At 54.4% G+C, this 23,351-nt stretch carries 17 protein-coding genes and 2 riboswitches; of the genes, 12 read left to right on the top strand and 5 right to left on the bottom strand.

Translation table 11 applies throughout. The features are described from left to right. Nucleotides 1-153: 153 nt before the first annotated feature. The 4 genes from AB1I49_RS01585 to yfbR all read right to left on the bottom strand — a co-directional run bounded on the left by AB1I49_RS01585 (nt 154) and on the right by yfbR (nt 6,168). A complete protein-coding gene (locus AB1I49_RS01585) occupies nt 154-2,181 on the bottom strand; it encodes a fibronectin type III domain-containing protein (RefSeq protein ID WP_316617320.1) in 2,028 nt (675 codons plus the stop codon). A 203-nt stretch (nt 2,182-2,384) separates the two neighbouring features. Then, a complete protein-coding gene (locus AB1I49_RS01590) occupies nt 2,385-4,031 on the bottom strand; it encodes an alpha-amylase family glycosyl hydrolase (protein WP_407721224.1) in 1,647 nt (548 codons plus the stop codon). A 125-nt stretch (nt 4,032-4,156) separates the two neighbouring features. Beyond that, complete coding sequence (locus AB1I49_RS01595) at nt 4,157-5,377, bottom strand: LCP family protein (protein ID WP_407721225.1); 1,221 nt, start codon at nt 5,375-5,377, stop codon at nt 4,157-4,159. Nucleotides 5,378-5,580: 203 nt separating this feature from the next. Further along, the gene (gene yfbR, locus AB1I49_RS01600; RefSeq protein ID WP_407721226.1) at nt 5,581-6,168 is read right to left on the bottom strand and encodes a 5'-deoxynucleotidase; all 588 of its coding nucleotides are present in this window, start codon (nt 6,166-6,168) and stop codon (nt 5,581-5,583) included. Nucleotides 6,169-6,325: 157 nt separating this feature from the next. On the opposite strand from yfbR, the gene AB1I49_RS01605 reads away from it, so the two are divergent. The 8 genes from AB1I49_RS01605 to AB1I49_RS01640 all read left to right on the top strand — a co-directional run bounded on the left by AB1I49_RS01605 (nt 6,326) and on the right by AB1I49_RS01640 (nt 15,420). Further along, nucleotides 6,326-8,794 (top strand): YfhO family protein, encoded by a 2,469-nt coding sequence (locus AB1I49_RS01605; RefSeq protein ID WP_407721227.1) that lies wholly within the window; start codon nt 6,326-6,328, stop codon nt 8,792-8,794. Next, complete coding sequence (locus AB1I49_RS01610; RefSeq protein WP_407721228.1) at nt 8,766-10,124, top strand: Sapep family Mn(2+)-dependent dipeptidase; 1,359 nt, start codon at nt 8,766-8,768, stop codon at nt 10,122-10,124. Before AB1I49_RS01605 ends, AB1I49_RS01610 begins: the two co-directional genes overlap by 29 nt. 2 nt (nt 10,125-10,126) lie before the next feature. Further along, nucleotides 10,127-10,864 (top strand): hypothetical protein, encoded by a 738-nt coding sequence (locus tag AB1I49_RS01615; RefSeq protein ID WP_407721229.1) that lies wholly within the window; start codon nt 10,127-10,129, stop codon nt 10,862-10,864. Between the two features lie 10 nt (nt 10,865-10,874). Beyond that, nucleotides 10,875-11,939, top strand: coding sequence for a glycosyltransferase family 2 protein (locus AB1I49_RS01620; protein ID WP_316609917.1), 1,065 nt, complete (start codon nt 10,875-10,877; stop codon nt 11,937-11,939). A gap of 10 nt (nt 11,940-11,949) precedes the next feature. After that, complete coding sequence (locus AB1I49_RS01625; protein WP_405317423.1) at nt 11,950-12,825, top strand: LicD family protein; 876 nt, start codon at nt 11,950-11,952, stop codon at nt 12,823-12,825. Next, complete coding sequence (locus AB1I49_RS01630) at nt 12,797-13,504, top strand: DNA alkylation repair protein (RefSeq protein WP_407721230.1); 708 nt, start codon at nt 12,797-12,799, stop codon at nt 13,502-13,504. The genes AB1I49_RS01625 and AB1I49_RS01630 overlap by 29 nt, the downstream gene beginning before the upstream one ends. Nucleotides 13,505-13,710: 206 nt before the next feature. Beyond that, nucleotides 13,711-13,832, top strand: a riboswitch (FMN riboswitch). Nucleotides 13,833-13,963: 131 nt separating this feature from the next. Continuing rightward, nucleotides 13,964-14,635, top strand: a complete 672-nt coding sequence (locus AB1I49_RS01635; RefSeq protein ID WP_316609921.1) for an ECF transporter S component — start codon at nt 13,964-13,966, stop codon at nt 14,633-14,635. A 62-nt stretch (nt 14,636-14,697) separates the two neighbouring features. After that, nucleotides 14,698-14,794, top strand: a riboswitch (THF riboswitch). A gap of 53 nt (nt 14,795-14,847) precedes the next feature. Further along, nucleotides 14,848-15,420 (top strand): folate family ECF transporter S component, encoded by a 573-nt coding sequence (locus tag AB1I49_RS01640; protein ID WP_316609923.1) that lies wholly within the window; start codon nt 14,848-14,850, stop codon nt 15,418-15,420. 91 nt (nt 15,421-15,511) lie between these two features. On the opposite strand, the gene rny is transcribed toward AB1I49_RS01640, so the two are convergent. Beyond that, nucleotides 15,512-17,065 (bottom strand): ribonuclease Y, encoded by a 1,554-nt coding sequence (gene rny, locus AB1I49_RS01645; RefSeq protein ID WP_186833850.1) that lies wholly within the window; start codon nt 17,063-17,065, stop codon nt 15,512-15,514. Between the two features lie 482 nt (nt 17,066-17,547). Here rny and gap point away from each other — a divergent pair, with 482 nt between their 5' ends. The 4 genes from gap (at nt 17,548) to glgD (ending at nt 23,328) form a co-directional block, all read left to right on the top strand. Continuing rightward, on the top strand, nt 17,548-18,579 hold the full coding sequence (gap, locus tag AB1I49_RS01650) for a type I glyceraldehyde-3-phosphate dehydrogenase (RefSeq protein WP_186833851.1): 1,032 nt from the start codon (nt 17,548-17,550) through the stop codon (nt 18,577-18,579). Between the two features lie 453 nt (nt 18,580-19,032). Continuing rightward, a complete protein-coding gene (glgB, locus tag AB1I49_RS01655; RefSeq protein WP_186833852.1) occupies nt 19,033-20,931 on the top strand; it encodes a 1,4-alpha-glucan branching protein GlgB in 1,899 nt (632 codons plus the stop codon). An 85-nt stretch (nt 20,932-21,016) separates the two neighbouring features. Beyond that, a complete protein-coding gene (locus tag AB1I49_RS01660; protein ID WP_186833872.1) occupies nt 21,017-22,222 on the top strand; it encodes a glucose-1-phosphate adenylyltransferase in 1,206 nt (401 codons plus the stop codon). Then, the gene (gene glgD / locus AB1I49_RS01665) at nt 22,219-23,328 is read left to right on the top strand and encodes a glucose-1-phosphate adenylyltransferase subunit GlgD (protein ID WP_316612569.1); all 1,110 of its coding nucleotides are present in this window, start codon (nt 22,219-22,221) and stop codon (nt 23,326-23,328) included. The genes AB1I49_RS01660 and glgD overlap by 4 nt, the downstream gene beginning before the upstream one ends. The last annotated feature ends 23 nt before the right edge of the window (nt 23,329-23,351 follow it).

A 23,351-nucleotide genomic window follows, 5' to 3' on the forward strand; every position in this document is an offset into this window, starting at 1 on the left:
GCAATATCACATTACATTCTCTGACAAAATTCTAGCACATTCCTTAAATAAAGTCAACAGCATTTATAATTTTTGTATAAATCACAGGACAAAAAACATGGCAGGCTCCGTCGGAACCTGCCATATTGTAATTGTTATTGTTTCAGACGTTGCTTAGGGGTTGACCTCAAAGGCGTTGCCGGGAATGGCGATGATGTTGCCTTCCTTGTCGTACGCCTGAACCTCGAACGCGTAGTAATCCTCGGGCTTCTCAAGGCGGATATTGTAGCTGAGCTTGGAGGTCTCGATCTCACGGTCAAGGCTGTAGTTGTGATACATATAGATCTTGTAGGTCTCAGCCTTCTCAACAGCCTTCCAGCTTACGTTCACAGCGTCCTTGGCGGTGGTGGTGAACTTGCCGACGATGTTGAGAGCCTCGGGATATGTTACGTCATAGCCGCTGGGGCTGTACTGCGAGATGAACTTGCCCTTTCTGTCAACCGCTCTGAGGCGGAAGGTGAAGGTCTTGCCTGCGAGGTTGGTGCCGAGGGTGGACTTGGTGATGGTGCAGGAACGCTCCTCGGACTCGCCGATCTTCTTGAGACCGCCGTCAGCGGTTTCGAGGTAGATGTTGTACAGCGCCGCGCCGGGAATAGCGTCCCAGGTCAGGGCGATGTTGTGATTCTCGCTGATCTTGCTTGAGAGGAAGCGCGGAACGTAGGTGTCTATGTCCTGAGCATAGCCGTCGCGTCTTACGGTAACGCCAACGTGGTCGTAGTCGCTCGCAAAGCTGCCGTTCTTGTCCAGAGCGCGGACGGTGTAAACGGTCGCGGCGGGATTCTGCTTGATCTTGAATTCAGTGGAGGAAGTGTTGCCGAGACCCTTCCAGGTGCCGCCCGAGTAGTAGAATACTCTGTAAGCCGCCGCGCCGTCGCACTTTGACCAGTAGATGGTTACGTTGGTGTCGGCGTCGGTGGTGTAGCGGTAGATGTAGGGAGTGCCTACGTAAGTATTTGTCCAGCCTGTGCGGCTGTAGTCGCTGACGTAGTTGCCGCTGTTGTCAACGCAGCGGACGGTGTAGGTTCTTTCCTTGCCGGATTCAACTTCCGTGTCAACGAAGGTGGTGTCGGTGGTGTTGTTGATACCTACCCAGCTGTTGCCGTCCTTGTAGAATACGCGGTACTTGGTCGCGCCCTTGACGGGAGCCCATGTGAGCTGCGCGCCGTCGAGAGTGTTTGTGAAGCCGCTGATCTGGGGAACAGCGATGTAGGTACCCTTCCAGCCTTCCTTGTTGTAGCCGGTGATGAAGTCGTCGTCGCTGTTGAGACCGCGGATCGTGTAGGTGTAGGTGGAGCCGGAGTTTACGTCGTCGTCAACAAAGCTTGTGCCTGTTGTCTCGCCGAAGCGTGTCCAGCCGTTTCTGCCCTTGTAGTAAACCCTGTACTTGTAAACGCCCGGAACAGCGTCCCAGCTCAGCTTAACGCCGCCGTCGATGCTCTCGGCGCTCTTAATCACGGGAGCGGCATAATAGGTGCCGAAGATTCCCGCGTCGTCAAAGGAGCTTACATACTCCTCGCCGTCGTCTGAAATGCAGCGGACGGTGTACTGATAGGTCTTGCCGGAGGTTACAACGTCGTCGAGGAAGGTGGTTTCGGTGGTGTCGCCCATGCGTCTCCAGCCGCTCGCGCCCTTGTAGAATACGCGGTACTTGGTCGCGCCCTTGGGAGCCTCCCAGCCGATCTCAACGCCGCCGTATACGCTCTCGGCGTACTTGAGCTTGGGCTTTGCGATGTAGGTCGCCTTGAAGCCTTCCTTGTCGTAGTCGCTGGTAAACTCGCTGCCGTCCTTCTTTACGCAGCGCACGGTGTAGGTGTAGGTGGAGCCTGAGTTGACGTCGTCGTCAACAAAGGAGGTTTCTGTGGTGTTGCCCATTCCCTTCCAACCGCTTCTGCCGAGATAGAATACGCGGTAAGCCTCAGCGCCTTCAACAGCGTCCCAGTAGATGCGCACGCCGCCGTCGATGTTCTGAGTACGGGTAATCTTCGGCGTGTTGAGTGCGGATACTTCTTCGCCGGCGGCAACCAAAGCGCCGACGCTTGCGTCAGGCTCTGTTTCAGCCGCGCTCACAGCGGCAAATCCGACTGAGCCGAGGAGCATGGTCGCGCCCAGAGCAGCCGCAATCATTTTCGATGTTCTTTTCATTATCTTTCTCCTTTCGGTTTGGTGCAAAAAAGTGAAGCGAACCCCTTCGGATACACTTTCAGCTAATTATAGTCTACCTTTTTATGACAAAAATGTCAAGAGTTAATTACAATTTTGTCAAATTATTTTTCAATAAAGAATTTTATTATCGAAAAAAAGGCGGCAGAATTACTGCCGCCGCGGGTTATTTACCTGTAAAAATTCTATTTTTCGACCTTTACGGTTTTGCCGACAAGGCTCTCAACCGGCATTTCAGCCAGATACATCTGAATTGTGCTCGCGTCGTTGATGTCCACAGTGCCGTCGCCGTTGGTATCTCCGGTAACTTTGATATACTCGGGCTTCTCGAGCTCGGCGATGTACTTCTGAACCATCGTAACGTCGTTGACCGTGATTTCTCCGTCGAGGTCGGCGTCGCCGATCGTAACGGTGACGGTGGGCTTTTCGGGCTCGGGATTGTATACGACAGCAACGCAGGTCGAGCCGACCTCACCGCTGATGATCCCGTCCTTGACGGTGAAGGTATTGCCCGTGATCTGATCCTTGTAGGTGCCGTCCTCCATGGACTTAGCCTCAAGGCTTACGCTGCCCTCGCCGTCGAGCTTTGAGATGCTCACGCCCTTTGTGCCGCGCTCGATGTAGGCGGTTTTGCCGGAGTAGGAGAGGCTTTCGCCCTCGCCCATGAAGTAGTTCTTGAACTTGTTGATCTCGCTGACGGTTTTGCTCTTCCAGCCGTCGTCGGTGCTCGCAAGACCCATCTTTGAGTTCGGACGCGCGAGGTAGAGCGAGGTGGATTCGGCTCTCGCGCCCGTGATAGCCCACGCCTTATATATGATCGAATTGTCGATGGCGTCGGTACCCTCGTTCATGTAGGTGTCGTGCGACTCAGCCCAGAGAACAGAGTCAGCCGCCGCTGCGCCCATCATATACGTGTTCTTTGAAAGGGATTTCGCGTTCTTGCTCTTAGCCACCGACAGCGCGTAGTTGCCGGTTCTGTTGTCGGTAATGGCGATGTACTCCGTGTAGTTTGTGGTGTCGGTCGCGGCGGAATTGAGTATCTCGCCGTAGCAGAAAACATCGCTCTTTTTCTTCTTTATGCCGTTAATGATCACAGACCAGAAGTCGCTCTTTGTCTTGTCGTTGTCCGAGGGCAGCTCAATGTGCTTTGCCGCGTCAAAGCGGAAGCCGTCGACTCCGCAGTCAACGCATTCCTCGAGCAGACCGAGCACGCGCTGCTGTACGTGGCTGTTGGCGGTGTTGAGGTCGGGCATGCCGATGTGGCCGTGAGTCATGGAGTAGCGTGCGCTGTCCGAGGCGGCGTAGGTCTCGGTGTGGTAGTAGTCGGCGTTCTTCATATCGCTCTCGACGTCGGGGCTGAGGTTCTTGTAGCCGCCGCCCTCCTGCTTGTTCGCCATGTGGTTCGATACGATGTCGACGATGACCTTGATGTTGTAGTTGTCCGCTTCCTCGCACATAGCCTTCAGCTCCGCCTTAGTGCCCAGCCATGACGTGCCGCCGTCGGCAATGCTGAGCGTGAGCGGCTGGTACAGCTTCCACCACTGACCGCTCATCTCGGTGTAGCTCGACTTGTAGTCCTTGGGCTGCTGAACGGGCGAGGTCTGAACAGCAGTGTAGCCTGCCTCGGCAATCTGGGGCAGGTTCTTTTTTATTTCGTTGTACGACCAGTTGAAGCAGTGCAGAACCGCCGCGCCGCTGATCGAATCCTGCGCGTACTGCGAACTGCCGGCAGTATCGTCCGTCTGTGCCGCGCTGAATGACGCGACGGACGCGGTGCAGCAGGACAGGGTGATGACAGCGGCAAGCGCCGCGCTCAACAGCTTGTTTTTCATGTTAATCTCTCCTTTGATTTTATGGTATCAATGTAATAAAATAATATCATACTTTCAGGCGCGTTTCAATATATTAAATTTAAAAAACAAAACGCGCAGCATTACGCTGCGCGTGCCGTTTGTATTTAGAATTGCGGTGCCGTCGGCGTTCCCGTAGTCTGGGGAGTCGTCGCGGGAGATCCCGCGGGAAGGGTAGTGGGCGCGGGGTAGGTCTCGCCTGTCGGCGAGGTGAGCGCGTCCTCGTAAATGAACTGCGCGAAGGCAAGTCGCTGCGCGTCCATGTTCGCGATCTCGATTACGGAGCCTACGTCGGTGTTGTCGTTGTAGTACCACAGACCCTCGGTGGGAACGTAATACTGCTCAACATCGTAGCTCAGGTAGGTGAGCGCGTGAGAAACGAGAGCTGTGATCTCGTCCTTCTTGAGGTTGGTGGTGATCATCGGGCCGACGGAGCTTGCGATCGAGATGATCTGTCCGAGGTCGGCGCTCTTGAAGCGGTTGAACATAGTCTCGAGCAGCTTGCGCTGACGTGAGGTTCTGTCCCAGTCGTCGCCGTCCAGACCGATCTCGTTGTCGTCCTCGCCCTTTGTCAGACCGCGGTTGCGCGCGTACCAGAGGGCTTCCTGACCGTTGAGGTGGACGATGCCGGGCGAATCCTTGATCGTTGACCACTCGTCGGACTGGCCGTTCTTGTACATCTGATAGTTGATATAGGCGATCTCGTCGGCGGTGACCTCCATGTCGATGCCGTGGAGGGTGTCGATGATATCGATGAAGCTGTCGAAGTCGACGACAGCGTAGCGGTCAACCTTGATACCGAAGTTTGCCTCGATCGTTTCGATCGTCAGCTTCGGACCGCCGTAGGTGTAGGCGGCGTTGATTTTATTGTTGCCGTAGCCGGGGATATATACGTAGGTGTCGCGCTGGAACGAGGTTAGCTTGAGCTTTTTGTGGCGGTTGTCGATCGACATCATGATCATTGTGTCGGTTCTGCCGTGCTCGTCCTCGCCCTTGTTATCCTCACCGAAGAGCATAACATTGAGGACCTTGCTGTCCTGAAGCAGCTGTCCGTCGCCGACAGTAAGCTGCGTTCCGCTGCCGTTGAGCTCGCCCACGGTGGGTGTGGTCGCGCCTGTCTGCTTGGAGCCTGTATCCGGATCCTTGGAGATATCCACGAAGTTCATGGAATTGAGGATAGTGTAGTAATACACAAGTCCGCTGCCGCCCAAGAGGAAAAGAATGGAGAAAATCAAACAGAGGATCCGGCGAACCCTGCCTTTTTTGTTGTACAGCTTAAATACCTGAGTATTGGAGCTGATATCTACAACACTGTCTTTGTTAGCCATATAACGCCTCCAAATTAACCGTATGTATTCACTATAAACATTTAGATATTATATCATAATAATTCCCGCAAATAATTCCTTCAAAGAAATATTAAGTCGTAGTGTGACGAAATTTGGCTGCTTACAGTAGCGGTTATTGCATATTTTTCTCAATTTTTCACGTGTTATTCACACCGGAGCGGCTTTTGGCAAAAACCGCGTCATTACGACATCTCGTCGAGCGGAAGTGAGAACGCGGGCAGGAATTCGCGCTCAAAAACCTCCGCCTCGGGCAGCTTCATATCGCGGATTGACTGCTCGATGGTCTCCTTTGCCTTTTTGAACTCGTCGTTGCCCATGCGCATCTCGTCGATGCACTTGATAAGTGCCGATAACCTGTCCGCCGCCTTGACAAAGACCCTGAGCTCTTCGTCGCCGCTGCCGCACTGCCTGAGGATATCGCTGTATTCGTCGCGGAAGTCCTCGGGCAGCATAGAGGTCAGCCTGTCAGAAGCCTTGTCCTCGATGTCCTTGTAAATATCGCGGATATCGCGGTTCGCGTACTTTACGGGGGTGGGCATGTCGCCGGTGATGATTTCTGTCGCGTCGTGGAACACCGCAAGCAGCGCGGCTCTCTCGGGGTTGAGGCTGCCGCCGAAGCGCTTGTTGTGGATAAGAACCAGACAGTGCGCGAGCACCGCGACCTGCTGGCTGTGCTCGCTGATATTCTCGTATCGTGTGTTGTTCATCAGACCCCAGCGGTTGATATATTTCATGCGCGAAAGCATGGCGTAGAAATTTGATTGTGACATAACGGTTTCTCCTGAAAAAATTTACAAAAATTAGTGCAATTCACGTCTGTTTGTGTTATAATAAAGTGATAGTGTATCATAGCAGGGCTGTACCTGCCGCTGCTGTCATTAATCAGTATAGTATCTCTCACCCAAAAAGTCAAAGGAAAGTTATTATATGGGCAAAAGACTCAACCCCTACTCCGTAAAAAGCCGCCACTGGCTGGCGCTGACCTTCGCCGCCGCGCTGTGCATGGCGCTGCTGCTGTTTGTGCCGTTTATAGTCTTTAACAACGGCATATTCTTCTACTTCGGTGATTTCAACGTACAGGAGATCCCGTTCTACCAGCTCATTCACGGACAGGTGCGCGACGGCACCCTCGGGTGGAACCACCTGACCGACCTCGGTACCGACACCCTCGCGAGCTACAGCTTCTATCTGATGGGCAGTCCGTTCTTCTGGCTGACTATCCCGTTCCCGAATGAATTCGTGCCGTACCTTATCGGTCCGATACTGATATTGAAGTTCGCCTGCACCGCTTCGTCGGCGTACCTCTGGCTGCAGCGCCACGTCCGCTTCAAGGGCTACGCGGCTGTCGGCGGAATCCTCTATGCGTTCTCGGGCTTCTCGCTCTACAACGTGTTCTTCTTCCACTTCCACGAGCCGATGATGATGTTTCCGCTGCTGCTCGCGGCTCTCGACTGCTTCCTCTACGACAGGCGGCGCGGAATATTTGCGGTCGCGGTATGCGCGGCGTGCGTTGTAAACTACTACTTCTTCGTCGGACAGGCGCTGTTTGTAATCATGTATTTCATTGTCCTCGCCTGCACGAAGACTTGGAAGTTCAGAATCACCGAGTTCCTTCTGCTCGCGCTCGAGGTGCTCATAGGCTTTGCGGGCGCGATGTTCATGCTGCTTCCGAGCGTCCTCGGACTTCTCGGCAATCCGCGCCTTGACAGCTACCCCAAGGGCTGGAACGCTCTTGTCTACGACAGACCGCAGCGCTACTGGCTGATGCTGCTCGCGTTCTTTTTCCCGGCGGACATACCTGCTCTGCCGACCTTCACGCCCGATTCAAACTGCAAATGGGCGAGCGTCGCGGGCTGGCTGCCGTTCTTCGGAATGACGGGCGTGATAGCTTATCTCCAGCTCCACAGAAAGAGCTGGCTCAAGAAGATGATACTGCTGCTCATACTCTTCGCGGCGGTTCCCGCGCTCAACAGTATGTTCCAGCTGCTCAATATCTCGATTTTCTACACGAGATGGTTCTATATGCTCGTGCTGATGATGGTGCTCGCCACCCTTCGCTCGGTCGAGGACACGCGCGCCGACTGGAACCGCGCCTTTGTTTGGTCGGCGGGAATCACGGCGGGCTTCTCGCTGCTGATCGGCGTTATGCCCGATTTAACGGAGGAGAAGGACAAGGAGATATTCAGGCTCGGCGTCGAGGCTGACAGGATACGTTTCTGGATATACGCGATATTCGCCCTCGTCGGTCTGCTCTGCTTTATACTGCTCTACCGCAAGTTCGGCAACACAAAACGGCGGTGGTTTGTCGCGATGACGGCGGGCGTTTTCGCCGTCGCGATGGGAGCCTCGTACTTTTCTGTCGGAACGGGCGTGCTCGAGAGCGGAACCACCCAGACTATCCAGAGATATATCATCAACCAGCGCGACAAGATCGAGATAGACGACCTCGAGGACGTGCGCAGCGATTTCTATAAGGACGTTGACAACACCGCGATGTACTGGAAGGTGCAGAGCATCAACTGCTTCCAGAGCTCGGTTTCGCCGTCGATCATGCAGTTCTACAAGAATATCGGCATAACCCGCGACGTAGCCTCGCGGCCTGATTTCAGCGCATACGGAATCCGTCCGCTGCTCAGTACAAAATATTACTTCGATTACAACCACGACAACCTCGACCACTCCAAGGACGAGAGCTTCGTCGACATCGACGGCAACACCAAGATGCCCTGCTGGAAGTTCCTCAAGGAGTGCAACGGCTTTGATATATACGAAAACGAGTGCTATATCCCGATGGGCTTCGTCTTTGACAACTACGTCACCGAGGAGGAGTTCGACCGCGTAGCCGACCAGAACAGACCTCAGGCGCTGCTCTACGGAATGGTGCTTACCCGCGAGCAGATGGCGAAGTACTCCGACATCACGGGCTACACCGAGAAGCGCTACAGCGCGCTCTACGGCACCGAGCCGAAGCTGTTCAAGAGCTCGGTCGAGAGCTACGCCTTCGGCGAGCAGCCGTACCGCGAGGCTTGCGAAAAGCTCGCTCAGGACTGCTGCGACAGCTTCCGCTACACCGACGACGGCTTCTGCGCGGAGTACGAGAACTTCGGCAGCGATAAACTGATGTTTTTCAGCATACCATACAGCGAGGGCTTCACCGCAGAGGTAAACGGCGAGCCCGTTGACATAGAAAAGGTCGATTTCGGTCTGATGGCGGTCAGAGTACCCGGCAAGTCGAAATGCGACATCGTCTTTCACTACGAAACCCCGGGGTTCAGATTGGGCTTACAGGTCAGCGCCTGCGCTGGAATCGTGCTTGCCGTTTACCTCACGGCGGTGCTGATTATTTGGATTATAAGGAGAAAACGCAATGCTATCAGAAAAAATTCTCGGATATAAAGACGAGCTGTTTGAGGATCTCAACACCCTCATCTCGATTGAATCCATCGACGGCTCGCGTGACGCGGACTGCGAAAAGGCTCTTGAGTTTGTGCTCAAGAGGGCAGAGGACTTCGGACTTCTTCCCGAGCGCGTCACGGACAAGAGCGGTCAGGTAGACCTCGGCTCGGGCGGCAGACTCTGCGCGGTGCTGACACACCTCGATGTAGTTCCCGCGGGCAACAGCTGGAGCCTCAGCCCATACGCTCTCACCGAGCGCGACGGCAGGCTCTACGGCAGGGGTATCGCCGACGACAAGGGCGCCGCGATGGTCGCTCTCTACTGCATGCGCGCGCTCAGGGAGCTGGGCGTTGAGGGCAAAAACACCCTCAGGGCTATCTTCGGCACCGCCGAGGAGACGGGCATGACCGACATGGAGGGCTATTTTGCCAAAAAGCCGCTGCCCGACCTCGCCTTCACTCCCGACAGCGAGTACGGCATCTGCTATGCCGAAAAGGGCATACTGCACGTCGAAATCAGCACCCCGACCAACGAGGCGACGGTGCTCTCGCAGTTCCACGCGGGCAAGGCAGTCAACGCCGTACCCGACCTCGCATATGTAATGCTCGATTCATCGGGCTACGACGAGCAGCTTCTCATGCGCCTTGCCGACGCGGGCGAGGGCAGCTTTGAATTCAACCATACGCTCGACGGCCTGATGATCATCAGCCGCGGCAGAGCAGCTCACGCCTGCGAGCCTCAGAAGGGCTTCAACGCGGCGGCGGCGCTGATAGATCTGATCGCCAACGCCTACGACGTTCACGAGATCGGTGCTGTTGCGTCTTTCATCGACTACGCCCTCAACAGCGAGACAAACGGCAGGTCGCTCGGGCTTAAGATGAGCGACGCGGTGTCCGGCGCGCTGACCGTGAACCTCGGCAGCGTCCACATCGAGGGCGACGAAGCGCGCGCGTGCTTCGATATCCGCTATCCCGTCACGATCAACGGCGACTACGTGATGCGCCAGTTCCGCAAGGTCGCCGAGAGCAGCGGACTGAGAGTAAAGCTCCTGCACCACGGCAAACCGCTCTATGTTGAGAAGGACTCCGAGCTTATCAGACTCCTCGGCGACGCATACCGCGCCGTAACGGGCGAGGAAGCCGAGCTTTATTCCACCGGCGGCGGCACCTACGCGCGCAAGCTCGGCGGCAAGGGAGTCGCCTTCGGCCCGAACTTCAATGGCGACGATATCCGCATGCACAACGCCGACGAGAGCGTCGACAAGGAAAACTTCCTCAGGCATATGCAGATCTGCTTTGAGGCGATGTACAGAATGTACACACTGGAGTGACTATGAGCAGGGAAAGGATCATCAAACAACAGGCGCGCGAATCGCTCAGGGGCAATATTACCGCGCTGATTGCCGGATTTCTGGCTCTTGCCGTCATGGGGGTTATCATCTTTGACGTGCCGGTTTTCGCGGCGTATCTCCTCAACCTCGTCGACGCGGAGTCGGGCGAGGTCACGGGCGACAGCTTTTTGTGGTACCTGCTGCTCGAATTCGGAGCGCTGGTGCTCGCGGCGGTATTTTCTCCGCTTATCAACGGCTTCTTCAGGCTCGCCGCAGACACCGCCGTCAAGGGCGGCTGCGAGATAAACAGCTTCTTTTATTTCTTCTCTTCTCCGCGCAGGTATTTCAGAACCCTCGCGGTCAACATGGGACTATGCGCACTTTATTCGCTGCTGACGGCTCCTCTCGCTATCGCGGGCAGGCTGCTCGGCGGCGTTCTGCCCGAGCCTGCGATCACTGCGGTGCTTGTGATATGGCAGATCTTCGTATACATCTTCTTTATCCACTATCCGCTCGCGGCGTACGCCATAAACGACAGCCGCCCGGCGTATTACTATGTATTCGGTTTTATCGGATTTTCATTCCGTTGCAGCGGAGCGCTGATAAAGCTGATTTTCAGCATGCTCGGCTGGATCGCGCTTTGCTTCTTTATCATACCGACTTTGTATGTGGTTCCGTATCTCGCCGTGACGCTGATGAATTCGGCGCGCTGGCTCTTTGCGATGAATAATAAAATATAGGACTGATAGCATGATTGTTTCACTTTGCATGATCGCCTACAACGAGGCTGAGGCGATCGAGGGACTTTTCAGCGATATTTCGCTGCAGGAGTACCCGCACGAGAAAATTGAAATTGTCTTTGTTGACAGTATGTCTACCGACTCGACCTATGAGCGCATGGAGGAGTTCAGGAACACCGACTACGGCTTCCTCGACGTCAAGATCGTCCAGTGCGCCAAGCGCAATCAGGCGTTCTCGTGGAACGCCGCGCTCATGACCGCGACGGGCGACGTTATTATCCGCGTCGACGCACATGCGCGCATTCCGCGCAACTTCGTCTCGCGCAACGTCTATAACCTCAAGCAGGGCGAGAACGTTGTCGGCGGCGGCAGACCGAACATCAGCTCAAACGTCAGCTCGTGGAAGCTGACTCTCCTTGCGGCAGAGGACTCGCTGTTCGGCAGCTCGATCGCTGCATACCGCCGTCCCGCGACGCAGAAGGAGTATATGGACAGCCTCTTCCACGCCGCCTACAGGCGAAAGGTCATCGCGAAGGTCGGCGGCTTCAACGAAAACCTCGGACGCACCGAGGACAACGAGTTCCATTACCGCATAAGAATGGCGGGATTCAAGATGTGCTGCTGTCCTGATATCATCTCGTACCAGCACTCGAGGAATACCCTCAAGCACATGATCCGCCAGAAATACTCAAACGGCAGGTGGATAGGCCTGACGCTTTCGGAGTGCCCGGGGTGTCTTAGCTACTTCCACTTCGCGCCGTTCATCTTCGTGATGATGGTTCTCCTGCTTACCGTGGCCGCGGCGCTCGGCAGACCGATGCTGCTGTATATGCTGCTGCTCGTCTACGGTATGTTCGACGCGGTCAACACCGTCGGCTGCTTCACCCTCAAGAACGTACAGCCGCAGTTCTTCCTGCTGCCGCTGATATTTCCGCTTCTTCACGTCGCCTACGGCGTAGGAACGCTCGTCGGACTGCTGCAGATACCCTTCTGGCGGCGCAAGATCAAGAACAGCCACGCCAAGGAGCACATCGAGAAGGTAAAGCGCAAAATCAAGGAAAACACAAGAAAGTAACAGGTGCCGTATGGACAAGGTAGAATTAACTCCGGAGCTGCTGCGCGAGTTGCAGCTCAAGCAGCTCGATATGCTCGTATATTTCCGCGACTTCTGCGAGAAGAACAACCTCACCTTCTGGCTGATAGGCGGCGGTCTGATCGGCGCTCTCCGCGAGGGCGGCTTTGTGCCGTGGGACGACGACGTCGACGTCATGCTCCCGCGCGAGGACTACGAGAAGCTGCCAGTGCTCTGGCGTGAACAGGGCATGGACGGCCGCTTCCGCCTGCTCAAAACCGACGATGAGGTCTTTACGGGCAACATCTTCATCACAATCACCGACACAAACTACACCATGGTCAAGACGAATCAGGTCGACGTCGACATTCCGCACGGACTGGTGCTCGACGTATTTCCGCTCGACGTCGCGCCCGACGGAAGGTTCGCGCGCAAGCGTCAGCTCGTCTGGACGATGCTCTACTCTCTGTTTCTGGCTCAGGTCGTGCCCGAGAACCACGGCGGTATCCTCGGCTTCGGCAGCCGCGTCCTGCTCGGGATATTCCGCGGCAGGAAGCTGCGCAACAAAATCTGGCGCGCCTGCGAGAAACACATGAAGAAGTACAGGCTAAGCGAGAACAAGTGCGTGACGGAGCTTTGCTCGGGGCCGTACTGGATGCGCTTCGAGTACCCGAAGGAGATCTACGAGGGAATTGACTACGTTACCTTCGAGGGGCTGAAAATGCCCTGTATGTCGGGCTACGACGACTACCTGACGCGCGTTTTCGGCGACTATATGCAGCGTCCGCCCGTCGACAAGCAGAAGCCTCACCACGACATCGCCTACCTTGACCTCAACACTCCCTGCGAGGTGTACGACAATGCCCACAGAAAAGCTGACAAGGGATAATTACCAAATTCTGATTGACGAGCTGAGAGCGTCGGCTGACGGAAAGTACCGCGACTTCCATTCCTCACTCGTGCCGAACGAGGAAAAGGACAGGATACTCGGCGTGAGAATGCCCCGCCTGCGCGAAATAGCCAAGGAAATCGCGAGGAACGACCCACGCGGCTTTCTTGAGATCTGCGGCGATGATTACTACGAGGAGCGGATCCTCCGCGCGATAGTGACGGGGCTGATAAAACCCGAGGGCTTTGACGACCTGCGCGCTCTTTCCGACGGATTTTTGCCCTATGTCAACAGCTGGGCGGTCTGCGACTGCTTCTGCTCGGGACTAAAGGGCGTGAAGAAGTACAGGGCGGAGTTTTTTGAACACATAGGGGAGTACCTGAGCGGCGGCGACTGGGAACAGCGCGTCGCGCTCGTGCTCATGCTCAATTACTATCTCGACGGCGAGTACATCGGCCGCGTCCTCGAGCGGACGGATAAGGTGCAAAGCGGAGCGTACTACGTGCAGATGGCTCAGGCGTGGCTTCTGGCTACGGCTCTCGCGAAGTGTCCCGGACAGGCGCTTGAGTATTACAGGCACAACAACCTCAGCCGCGAGGTGTTCGGCAAAGCCGTTCAGAAGGCGGTCGAGAGCCGCAGGATAGACGGCGAAACAAAAAAGTTCCTGCGAACAATGTAAATCACTTGACAAATCGACGCACGTGCATATAATAATATATAGGGCACCTCTAAAAATATCCAGCCGCCCATAGGCACAAATCTTTCACAGCATATTCTTGCCAAAACTCCTTGTTATACGTCAGTATGACTTCGTCGTTTTGACAATAATCTACTATAAAATATCTGCACCTCTGCACAACTCTATATTTTTAGAGGTGCCCTATAGGTTGTTTTCGGGGCGGAGTGAAATTCTCCACCGGCGGTTATAGTCCGCGAACAGACGAAAGTCTGCCGAGCCTGTGAAATTCAGGCACCGACGGTTAAAGTCCGGATGATAGAAAACGCGCACAGCGGCTCTGCCGCAACAAATACGCGCATAATGTCCCGACGCAGCAGCGTCGGGACATTTTTCTTTAGGCGGGCGAAAGCACCTACCGGCGTCGAACAGCCTAAAATAATATTTTTAGGAGGTCATTTTATGACTGTCAAAGGAAACGAGCGTATCAAGGCTGTCGCGGCCATGGCTATGCTCACCGCACTCGCGATCGCCGCGGATATCTTTCTCAGGATCCCGAACATCGGCGGCATTCTCACCTACGAGCCCAAGGAGGTAATCCTCACCATCGGCGCGTTCATCTTCGGCACTATCCCGGGACTTATCATGTCGCTGGTCGTCTGCTTCGTCGAGATGATCACGATCAGCACCACGGGTCCGATCGGTCTTTTGATGAATTTTCTCGCATCTGCGACGTTCGTCGGCGTAGCGTCGGTAATTTACCACCGCAAAAAGACAATGGGCAGAGCGATCATCGGACTTGTTTCGGGTTCTCTGGCGATGATAGGCATTATGCTGCTGTGGAACTACATCATGACGCCGATTTACATGGGTGTACCGCGCGAGGCGGTGCTTGATCTGTTCCTGCCGCTGCTGATTCCGTTCAACGCGATCAAGGCGGCTCTCAACTCAGCTGTCGTGCTTCTGCTCTACAAGGGCGTTGTCACCGCTCTGCGCAAGTCGAAGCTGATTCCGCAGCGCGAAAGCAACGACGGCGAGAACAAAAAGGTCAACACGATCATTCTCGTTATTGTATCTGCCGTCGCGGTAGTGACCCTGCTGATGGTTCTGCTGATTTTCGCGAAAATCATCTGATTCTCACAGCGAAATCCGCAGGGGGTTGACAAATTGGCATAGAGTGCTATAATATTATAGAAACCAGAGTAGAAAACGGAGCGTGAAGTGTTCCGCGGACGGGGAGTTGTCGCGGAGATGAAAGGCTCGCCTGCGGTTCCGTTTTCGCATCCCGCTGTCGTTTGAATTTTTCGGCGGACAGCTTTGTCCGCCTTTTATTTTTGGGGGTTAATATGAGATATCTTAAGAAATTTCCCGCCTCTCTGTTCGAGCTGAAGGATATCCGCTCGCTGGCGGCTGTCGCAATGCTGCTCGCGCTGAGGATCGTGCTGGGAATGTTCGCGAACGCCACGCTGCCGATGTTCGGCAACACGGTCAAGTTCTCGGCGGCGTTTATCCCGATTGCGGTCGCGGGCGCGATGTTCGGCCCGATTCCCGCGGGACTCGTCGGAGCCTTGGGCGACGTGCTGTCGTTTCTGATTGCGCCGACGGGCGGAGCGTATTTTCCGGGCTTCACGATCAGCGGTCTGTTGACGGGTCTGATTTACGGCTTCGCGCTCTACAACGAGAAGCTCAGCCTGCCGCGTATCGCGATCGCGTGGGCGGTCAACGCGCTTGTGGTCGAGAGCTTCATGGCGGCATACTGGCTGTACATTCTCTACGCTCAGGAGCCGAGCTACCTGTTCTATCTCTCCGCGCGCGGAATCAGTCTGGCGGTCAAATGCGCACCCGAGATTCTCATACTATTCGCCCTCGGCAAGCCAGTCAAGGCGCTGTCGTGCAACGTCATAAAGAAAAAGGCATAACATACAGCGAAAGCGCTTCCGTTCGGGAGCGCTTTTTGTTTGCGAAAAAAACAAAAACAGGCAGCAAACGCTGCCTGTCGGATTTTTAAATTTACTTCGCGAACTCAGTCGCACGGCTTTCGCGGATAATGTTGACCTTGATCTGTCCGGGATATTCGAGCTCTTCCTCGATCTTTTTACAGATCTCTCTCGCGAGCGGAACCATACGCTCGTCCTTGACGACCTCGGGCTTGACCATAACGCGAACCTCGCGTCCCGCCTGGATAGCAAAGGAACGCTCAACGCCGTTGAAGGACGAGGCGACCTCCTCGAGCTTCTGCAGACGCTTGATGTAGTTCTCGACGTTTTCTCTTCTCGCGCCGGGTCTTGCGGCGGAGAGAGCGTCGGCAGCCTGAACAAGACAGGCGACGATAGTCTTGGCCTCGACGTCGCCGTGGTGGGCGTGGATCGCGTGGATAACCGCGTCGCTTTCCTTGTATTTTCTGGCGAGGTCAACGCCGATCTGGATATGAGTGCCTTCGACCTCGTGGTCGATAGCCTTGCCGATATCATGCAGCAGTCCCGCGCGCTTTGCGAGGGTGGGATCGAGACCGAGCTCGTTCGCCATCATGCCCGCGAGATAAGCCACTTCGATAGAGTGGTTGAGTACATTCTGACCGTAGCTGGTGCGGTAACGCAGCCGTCCGAGCATCTTGACAAGCTCGGGGTGAATGTTGTGGATACCGAGCTCGAGCACGGCTCGCTCGCCCTCGCGCTTGATGGTCGCGTCCACCTCGCGTCTGGCTTTTTCAACGGTTTCCTCAATTCTGGCGGGGTGAATACGTCCGTCGGAAATGAGTCTTTCGAGCGCGATCCTCGCGACCTCGCGCCTTACGGGCTCGAAGCACGAGAGGGTGATCGCCTCGGGCGTATCGTCAATGATAAGGTCTACGCCTGTGAGCGTTTCGATCGCTCTGATGTTACGTCCCTCACGACCGATGATTCTGCCCTTCATCTCGTCATTGGGGAGAGGTACAACCGAAATGGTTGCCTCGGCGACCTGCTCAGCGGCAAGTCTTTGAATAGCAAGTGAAATAATGTTGCGGGCTTTTTCGTCCGCTTCTTCCTTGAGCTGCGCCTGATACTCCATGATCTTGACGGATTTCTCGTGCGCGAGCTCGCTTTCAAGCTGGGAAAGCAAGTAGCTTTTTGCCTGCTCTGTTGTATAGCCCGAAATCTTCTCGAGCATTTCAAACTGACTCTTCTTGAGGGTTTCGATCTCCTCGAGCTTCTGGTCAGCTTCCTTGAGCTTTTTGTTTACGCGCTCGTCCTTTTTCTCGACGTTGTCGAGCTTTCTGTCGAGCGTTTCTTCCTTCTGCTGGATACGGCGTTCCTGACGCTGAACTTCCTTGCGTCTGTCGGAGATTTCCTTCTCGCTCTCGTTTCTGAAGCGGTGGACTTCGTCCTTGCCCTCAAGGACATACTCCTTCTTCTTAGCCTCGGCGGTCTTGATAGCGTCGGCAACGATGCGCTTAGCCTCTTCCTCGGCGCTGCCGATTTCCTTCTCGGCAGTATTCTTGCGCACGTTGATACCGACGGCGATACCGATAGCGCCGCCTGCCAGCAAAGCGACAATTATCAGAATTATCGCTAAAAACAGCTGCATTCCCATGACACCTCCTCTTAATTAGTTTTTTAAGTAATTCATTCCCAATCAATAGACTCCGAAGGTGCCGTTAATCAAGATATTCAATTTTCATAAAATATTTTTTACATCCAAACTGGTTGGCTATTAAATGTATAAAAAATATCTATAATAAACGGCTCTTCTATAGGAGAGTCTGATTAAAAAAGACAGGCACGGTTGTGAAAAAACTGCTCCTGGAAATACGCATAACTTCGTATTCTTTTCTAATTTTAATATAAAATCAAGCGGTTGTCAAGACGGAAATAACATATTCACAAAAATTTAATTGCTTATTTGAATAATGTATGTGAAAAATGCAAGATTTGATAAATATGTTACAGCATTTTTGTGAAGCAATGGCGAAAATTTGAAAAAATACTGTCAATTTTACATCAAACTATTGAATAAATGAAAGAAATGTAATATAATATATGTATCTTAATTTTAGGAGGAATTTTATTATGTCAGTAAAAGTTGCAATTAACGGCTTTGGCCGTATCGGACGTCTTGCTTTCAGACAGATGTTCGGCGCAGAGGGTTACGAGGTAGTAGCTATCAACGACCTCACCGATCCCAAGATGCTCGCTAACCTGCTCAAGTACGACACCGCTCAGAAGGGCTATTGCGGCACCATCGGCGAGAATCTCCACACCGTAGAGGCTAAGGAGAACTCAATCGTTGTTGACGGCAAGGAAATCACCATCTACGCTAAGGCTAACGCTGCTGAGCTTCCCTGGGGCGAGATCGGCGTTGACGTAGTTCTCGAGTGCACAGGCTTCTACTGCTCAAAGGCTAAGAGCCAGGCTCACATCGATGCAGGTGCCAAGAAGGTTGTTATCTCCGCTCCCGCGGGCAAGGATCTTCCCACCGTTGTATTCAGCGTAAACGAGAACGTTCTCACTCCCGAGGACAAGATCATCTCCGCTGCTTCCTGCACCACCAACTGCCTCGCTCCCATGGCTGATACTCTCAACAAGTATGCTCCCATCCAGAGCGGTATCATGAGCACCATTCACGCTTACACAGGCGACCAGATGATCCTCGACGGCCCCCACAGAAAGGGTGACCTCAGAAGAGCAAGAGCAGGCGCTGCTAACATCGTTCCCAACTCCACCGGCGCTGCCAAGGCTATCGGTCTCGTAATTCCCGAGCTCGACGGCAAGCTCATCGGTTCCGCACAGCGTGTACCTGTTCCCACAGGCTCCACCACAATCCTCACCGCTGTTGTTAAGGGCACAGACGTTACCGTAGAGGGCATCAACGCCGCTATGAAGGCTGCTGCTTCCGAGTCCTTCGGTTACAACGAGGATCCCATCGTATCCAGCGACGTTATCGGCATGCGTTACGGTTCACTCTTCGACGCTACCCAGACCATGGTTTCCAAGGTTGCCGACGACCTCTATGAGGTTCAGGTAGTTTCCTGGTACGACAACGAGAACTCCTACACCAGCCAGATGGTTAGAACCATCAAGTACTTCGCTGAGCTCGGCTAATTGCTTAGGCTTTTGGAGTTTAGTTTCTCAAATTGAACTGAATCGGGAGGTCTGACTTCGATCAGACCTCTCTTTTTTTCGTATAACCTTTCGGCTTTTTTATTCGTAACGAAGAACGGCGTTTGCGCTTCATTCGGCGGCTGTACCCCTGAGCAATTTCGTCATTTTTGCCAAGGTTTTGCGGCGGAGATTAACACAGCCGTGTCAGCGGTAATATTTATGCACCGAAAAACCTCGAAAAAGCCCGGTTAATCGCGAATTTTGCCGCTGAGTCAATAATAATTTGTATATGTTTTATAAAAAATAGACGAAAAGTTAGTTTAGAAATTTTTGAATTTGCTTGAAATCACCATAATTTTTTGGTATGATATATTTAGGAATAATTATAGGCACTAATGCACAATTTTCAGCAATGCCTACACCCTTTTGTACCTTTGATTAGGAGTTGAATTTATGAACTACAGCCTGAGCGAGGAACGCTCCGCGTCCGCGGTATTTGCCGAGGGTGACGGCGCATACAGCTATGAATATTTCGGTGCTCGCCTTGCTGAAAAGAACGGCGAAAAGGGCGCTGTTTTCAGGGTCTGGGCGCCTAACGCGCAGAATGTTGCCGTTGTCGGCAGCTTCAACGACTGGAACAAAACCGAAAACTTCATGAACCGCAACCGCGACGGAGTCTGGGAGCTGTTCATCGCGGGGGTAGGGCAGGGAGATACCTACAAATACTGCATCGAGACCCCGTGGTTCGAGAAAATAATGAAATCCGACCCGTTCGCGTTTTTTGCGGAGGAGCGTCCCGACAACGCGTCGAAGGTTTATGACCTCGGGCGCTACGAATGGGGCGACGGAGAGTGGATCGAGCGCAGGAAAACGGCGGATTCGCTTAGCCTGCCCATGAATATCTACGAGATCCACGCGGGCTCGTGGAAGCGCAAGCCCGACGGCAGCTTCTACACCTACCGAATGCTTGCCGACGAGCTGACGGACTACCTCTGCGACATGCACTTTACCCACGTTCAGTTCATGCCGCTGATGGAGCACCCGTACGACCCGAGCTGGGGCTTCCAGACGACGGGCTACTTTGCGGCGACCTCGCGCTACGGCACGCCCGAGGATCTGATGTACCTCATCGACACCCTCCACCGCCACAACATCGGCGTTATCATGGACTGGGTGCCCTCGAATTTCCCGAAGGACAGCTTCGCGCTCTCGAAGTTTGATGGCACAGCCCTCTACGAGAGCGAGGATCCGAAGCTCGGCGAGCGTCCCTCGTGGGACACCTGCCTGTTTAATTTCGCGCGTCCCGAGGTAATCAGCTTTCTCGTTTCGTCGGCGGTATTCTGGTTCAAGACGTACCACCTCGACGGACTGAGAGTAGGCGCGCTTTCGTCGATGCTATATCTCGACTACGGCAAGAAGGACGGCGAGTGGGAGCCTAACCGCTTCGGCGGCAAGGAGAACCTCGAGGCGATCGACTTCATCAAGCGGCTCAACACCGCGGTGCACCTCTTCTGTCCCGACGCGCTGATGTTCACCGAGGAGACGACCTCGTGGCCGAAGGTCACCTACAAGGTTGAGGACGGCGGTCTCGGTTTTGACTACAAGTGGAACCGCGGCTGGATGAACGACATGCTCCACTACATGACGCTCGACCCGAAGTGGCGGCCGTTCAACCACGACAACCTGACGTTCAGCTTTTTCTACGCCTTCTCCGAGCACTTTGTCCTGCCCGTCTCGCACGACGAGGTTTCAAACGGCAAGGGCTCTATCCTCAGCAAAATGCCCGGCAACGGCGGCGACCGTCTGGCGGGACTGAGGGCGTTTCTGACCTATATGTTCGCACACCCCGGCAAGAAGCTCATCTTCATGGGCACGGAGATCGGTCAGCTCGACGAGTGGGACGTCGACGGCATCGTCGACTGGGAGTTCCTCGACAGCAAGAACCACGCGCAGCTCCAGGTGTTCTACCGCGAGCTAAACAAGTTCTATACCGACAATCCGCCGTTCTACGAGATGGACACTATCTGGAAGGGCTTCGACTGGATCCACCACGACGACTTCACGAATTCCGTCATCGCATTCAAGCGCACGGACACACATGGCAACGAGATCATCGCGGTGTGCAACTTCCAGCCGACGCGCCACGACGGATACTTTATCGGAGTGCCGAACGCGGGCGTTTACAACGAGGTATTCAACTCCGACGAGGAGCGCTACGGAGGCAGCGGCGTTGTCAACGGCGAAAAGCTCGAGACTGTCCCGATGAAGATCCACGGCTGTAACCAGGGTCTTTCTCTGACGCTTCCGCCAATGGGCGTGATTTATCTGAGCTTCGACGGAGAAGCCGAATAAGCACACAAACGGGCTTGCCCGTACGATAAACTGTTTTCATTCAGAAACAATATAAAATTAAATATCGGAGGTTATATCAATGCAAATGTTTCCAAAACAGGAAGTAGTAGCAATGCTTCTTGCGGGCGGTCAGGGCTCACGTCTGGGCGTACTGACAAAGAAGCTTGCAAAACCCGCCGTACCCTTCGGCGGAAAGTACCGCATTATCGACTTTCCGTTGTCAAACTGCGTTAACTCGGGCATTGAGGCAGTCGGCATTCTGACACAGTATCAGCCGCTGATCCTCAACGAGTATATCGGCAACGGACAGCCGTGGGATCTCGACGGAATGCACTCGGGCGTTAACTGTCTGAGCCCCTATCAGGCTATCAAGGGCGCTGACTGGTATTCGGGCACCGCGAACGCGATCTACCAGAATATCAACTACATCGAGCGCTACGACCCCGACTATGTTGTAATTCTTTCGGGCGACCACATCTACAAGATGGACTACAACAAGATGCTCGAGTACCACAAGGAGAAGAACGCCGCCTGCACCATCGCGGTAATCGACGTTCCGCTCGAGGAAGCCTCGCGCTTCGGCATTCTCAACACTCATGAGGACGGCGAAATCTATGAGTTTGACGAGAAGCCCGAGCATCCCAAGAGCACAAACGCTTCCATGGGTATCTACATCTTCAGCTGGAAGGAGCTGCGCAAGTACCTCACAGAGGACGAAGTGAAGGAAGGCTCCAGCCACGACTTCGGCAAGGACGTGCTTCCCACCATGCTCGCGGCAGGCGAGAGAATGTTCGCCTATCCCTTCGAGGGCTACTGGAAGGACGTCGGAACCATCGACAGCCTTTGGGAAGCTAACATGGATCTGCTCGATCCCAACGTCACCCTCGACCTCAAGGACATCTATTCGCGCAATCCCATGATGCCGCCTCACTATGTATCTCCCGACGCGAATATCCAGAACTCCCTCGTTGCGGACGGCTGCAACGTTGAGGGCAACCTGGAGTTCTCGATCCTCTTCTCGGGCGTTACCGTCGGCAAGGGCGCGACAATCAACTCCTCGATCATCATGCCCGGCGCGGTCATCGAAGAAGGCGCCAGCGTTCAGTTCGCAATCGTAGCCGAGAACACCGTGATCGGCAAGAACGCGGTTGTCGGTCAGCGTCCCGAGGCGGTTGAGAACCGCGACGACTGGGGCATTGCCGTTATCGGCGAGAACACCGTCATCGCAGACGGCGCGTTCGTCCCCGCGAAGCAAATGATTGACACAGATACGGAGGTAGCAGCAGAATGAGAAGTAATGATGTACTCGGCTTTATCTTTGCCGGAACTTTAGACGACAAAATTCCGGAGCTCGCCGCTTCCCGTACCACGGCAAGCGTGCCCATCGGCGGAAAGTACCGTTTGATCGACTTCGTGCTTTCCAACATGAGCAATTCCGGTATCAACAACGTAGGCATCGTTGCGAAGAGCAACTTTCTCTCACTGACCGACCACGTCGGCTCGGGCAGCGCCTACGACCTTTCAAAGAGAAGGAGCAACCTGACCCTGCTCACACCCTACGGCGGCAAATCCTTCTCCAACCTCGTTGAGACGATCTACAACATGCACGGCTACATCGAGCACTGCCGCGAGGAGTATGTGCTCATCGAGCAGGGCAATGTTGTCACCAATTTCGACTACAGCGCTCTCTTTGATTTCCATTCAAAGAACAACGCGGACATAACCCTCGTTTACAAGAAGGGTATCATTCCCGCGGGCTATGACAGACCCATCACCATCGACGCTGACGCTTCGGGCAAGGTCAATCAGATCTTTGTTAAGCCCGACAACACCGCCGAGGAAAGCGACTTCATGTACGGCTCTCTGCTTATCCGCAAGGAGCTGCTCATGAACGAGATCCGCAGCGCGCTCAGCCTCAACCAGCTCGACATCAAGCGCGTTCTTCAGGACGCCGTCGGCAAGTTCAGAGTTTTCGCTTTCGAGAACAAGGGCTACACCGCATTTATCAGCTCCATCAATTCCTACTTTGCGTTCAATATGGATCTGATGAAGAAGGAAGTCCGCGACGAGCTCTTCAATCCCAAGCGCCCGATCTACACCAAGGTCCGCGACGACGCTCCGTCACGCTACGGCCTCGAGAGCAAGGTCAAGAACTCCATCATCGCTCAGGGCTGCGTGATTGACGGCGAGGTAGAGAACTGCGTTATCTCCAAGGGCGTTTACGTCGGCAAGGGCGCCAAGCTATCGAACTGCATCGTTATGCAGGACACCAAGATCGGCACCTACACCAACCTCAACTACGTCATCATCGACAAGGACGTTCAGATCAAGGACGGCCGCTCGCTGATGGGCTTCGATTCATATCCCAGTTATATCGCTAAAAAATCTGTTGTCTAACAGAATTCTATAGGAGGAAAAAC

This window comes from Ruminococcus sp. NATIVEDY160, assembly GCF_045819885.1.
Classification (GTDB): Bacteria; Bacillota; Clostridia; order Oscillospirales; family Acutalibacteraceae; genus Ruminococcoides.

What these genes read in the sequence shown, in the direction of transcription:
- AB1I49_RS01585 (WP_316617320.1), bottom strand. Translation starts at nt 2,181, where the DNA reads ATGAAAAGAACATCGAAAATGATTGCGGCTGCTCTGGGCGCGACCATG.
- AB1I49_RS01590 (WP_407721224.1), bottom strand. Translation starts at nt 4,031, where the DNA reads ATGAAAAACAAGCTGTTGAGCGCGGCGCTTGCCGCTGTCATCACCCTG.
- AB1I49_RS01595 (WP_407721225.1), bottom strand. Translation starts at nt 5,377, where the DNA reads ATGGCTAACAAAGACAGTGTTGTAGATATCAGCTCCAATACTCAGGTA.
- yfbR (WP_407721226.1), bottom strand. Translation starts at nt 6,168, where the DNA reads ATGTCACAATCAAATTTCTACGCCATGCTTTCGCGCATGAAATATATC.
- AB1I49_RS01605 (WP_407721227.1), top strand. Translation starts at nt 6,326, where the DNA reads ATGGGCAAAAGACTCAACCCCTACTCCGTAAAAAGCCGCCACTGGCTG.
- AB1I49_RS01610 (WP_407721228.1), top strand. Translation starts at nt 8,766, where the DNA reads ATGCTATCAGAAAAAATTCTCGGATATAAAGACGAGCTGTTTGAGGAT.
- AB1I49_RS01615 (WP_407721229.1), top strand. Translation starts at nt 10,127, where the DNA reads ATGAGCAGGGAAAGGATCATCAAACAACAGGCGCGCGAATCGCTCAGG.
- AB1I49_RS01620 (WP_316609917.1), top strand. Translation starts at nt 10,875, where the DNA reads ATGATTGTTTCACTTTGCATGATCGCCTACAACGAGGCTGAGGCGATC.
- AB1I49_RS01625 (WP_405317423.1), top strand. Translation starts at nt 11,950, where the DNA reads ATGGACAAGGTAGAATTAACTCCGGAGCTGCTGCGCGAGTTGCAGCTC.
- AB1I49_RS01630 (WP_407721230.1), top strand. Translation starts at nt 12,797, where the DNA reads ATGCCCACAGAAAAGCTGACAAGGGATAATTACCAAATTCTGATTGAC.
- AB1I49_RS01635 (WP_316609921.1), top strand. Translation starts at nt 13,964, where the DNA reads ATGACTGTCAAAGGAAACGAGCGTATCAAGGCTGTCGCGGCCATGGCT.
- AB1I49_RS01640 (WP_316609923.1), top strand. Translation starts at nt 14,848, where the DNA reads ATGAGATATCTTAAGAAATTTCCCGCCTCTCTGTTCGAGCTGAAGGAT.
- rny (WP_186833850.1), bottom strand. Translation starts at nt 17,065, where the DNA reads ATGCAGCTGTTTTTAGCGATAATTCTGATAATTGTCGCTTTGCTGGCA.
- gap (WP_186833851.1), top strand. Translation starts at nt 17,548, where the DNA reads ATGTCAGTAAAAGTTGCAATTAACGGCTTTGGCCGTATCGGACGTCTT.
- glgB (WP_186833852.1), top strand. Translation starts at nt 19,033, where the DNA reads ATGAACTACAGCCTGAGCGAGGAACGCTCCGCGTCCGCGGTATTTGCC.
- AB1I49_RS01660 (WP_186833872.1), top strand. Translation starts at nt 21,017, where the DNA reads ATGTTTCCAAAACAGGAAGTAGTAGCAATGCTTCTTGCGGGCGGTCAG.
- glgD (WP_316612569.1), top strand. Translation starts at nt 22,219, where the DNA reads ATGAGAAGTAATGATGTACTCGGCTTTATCTTTGCCGGAACTTTAGAC.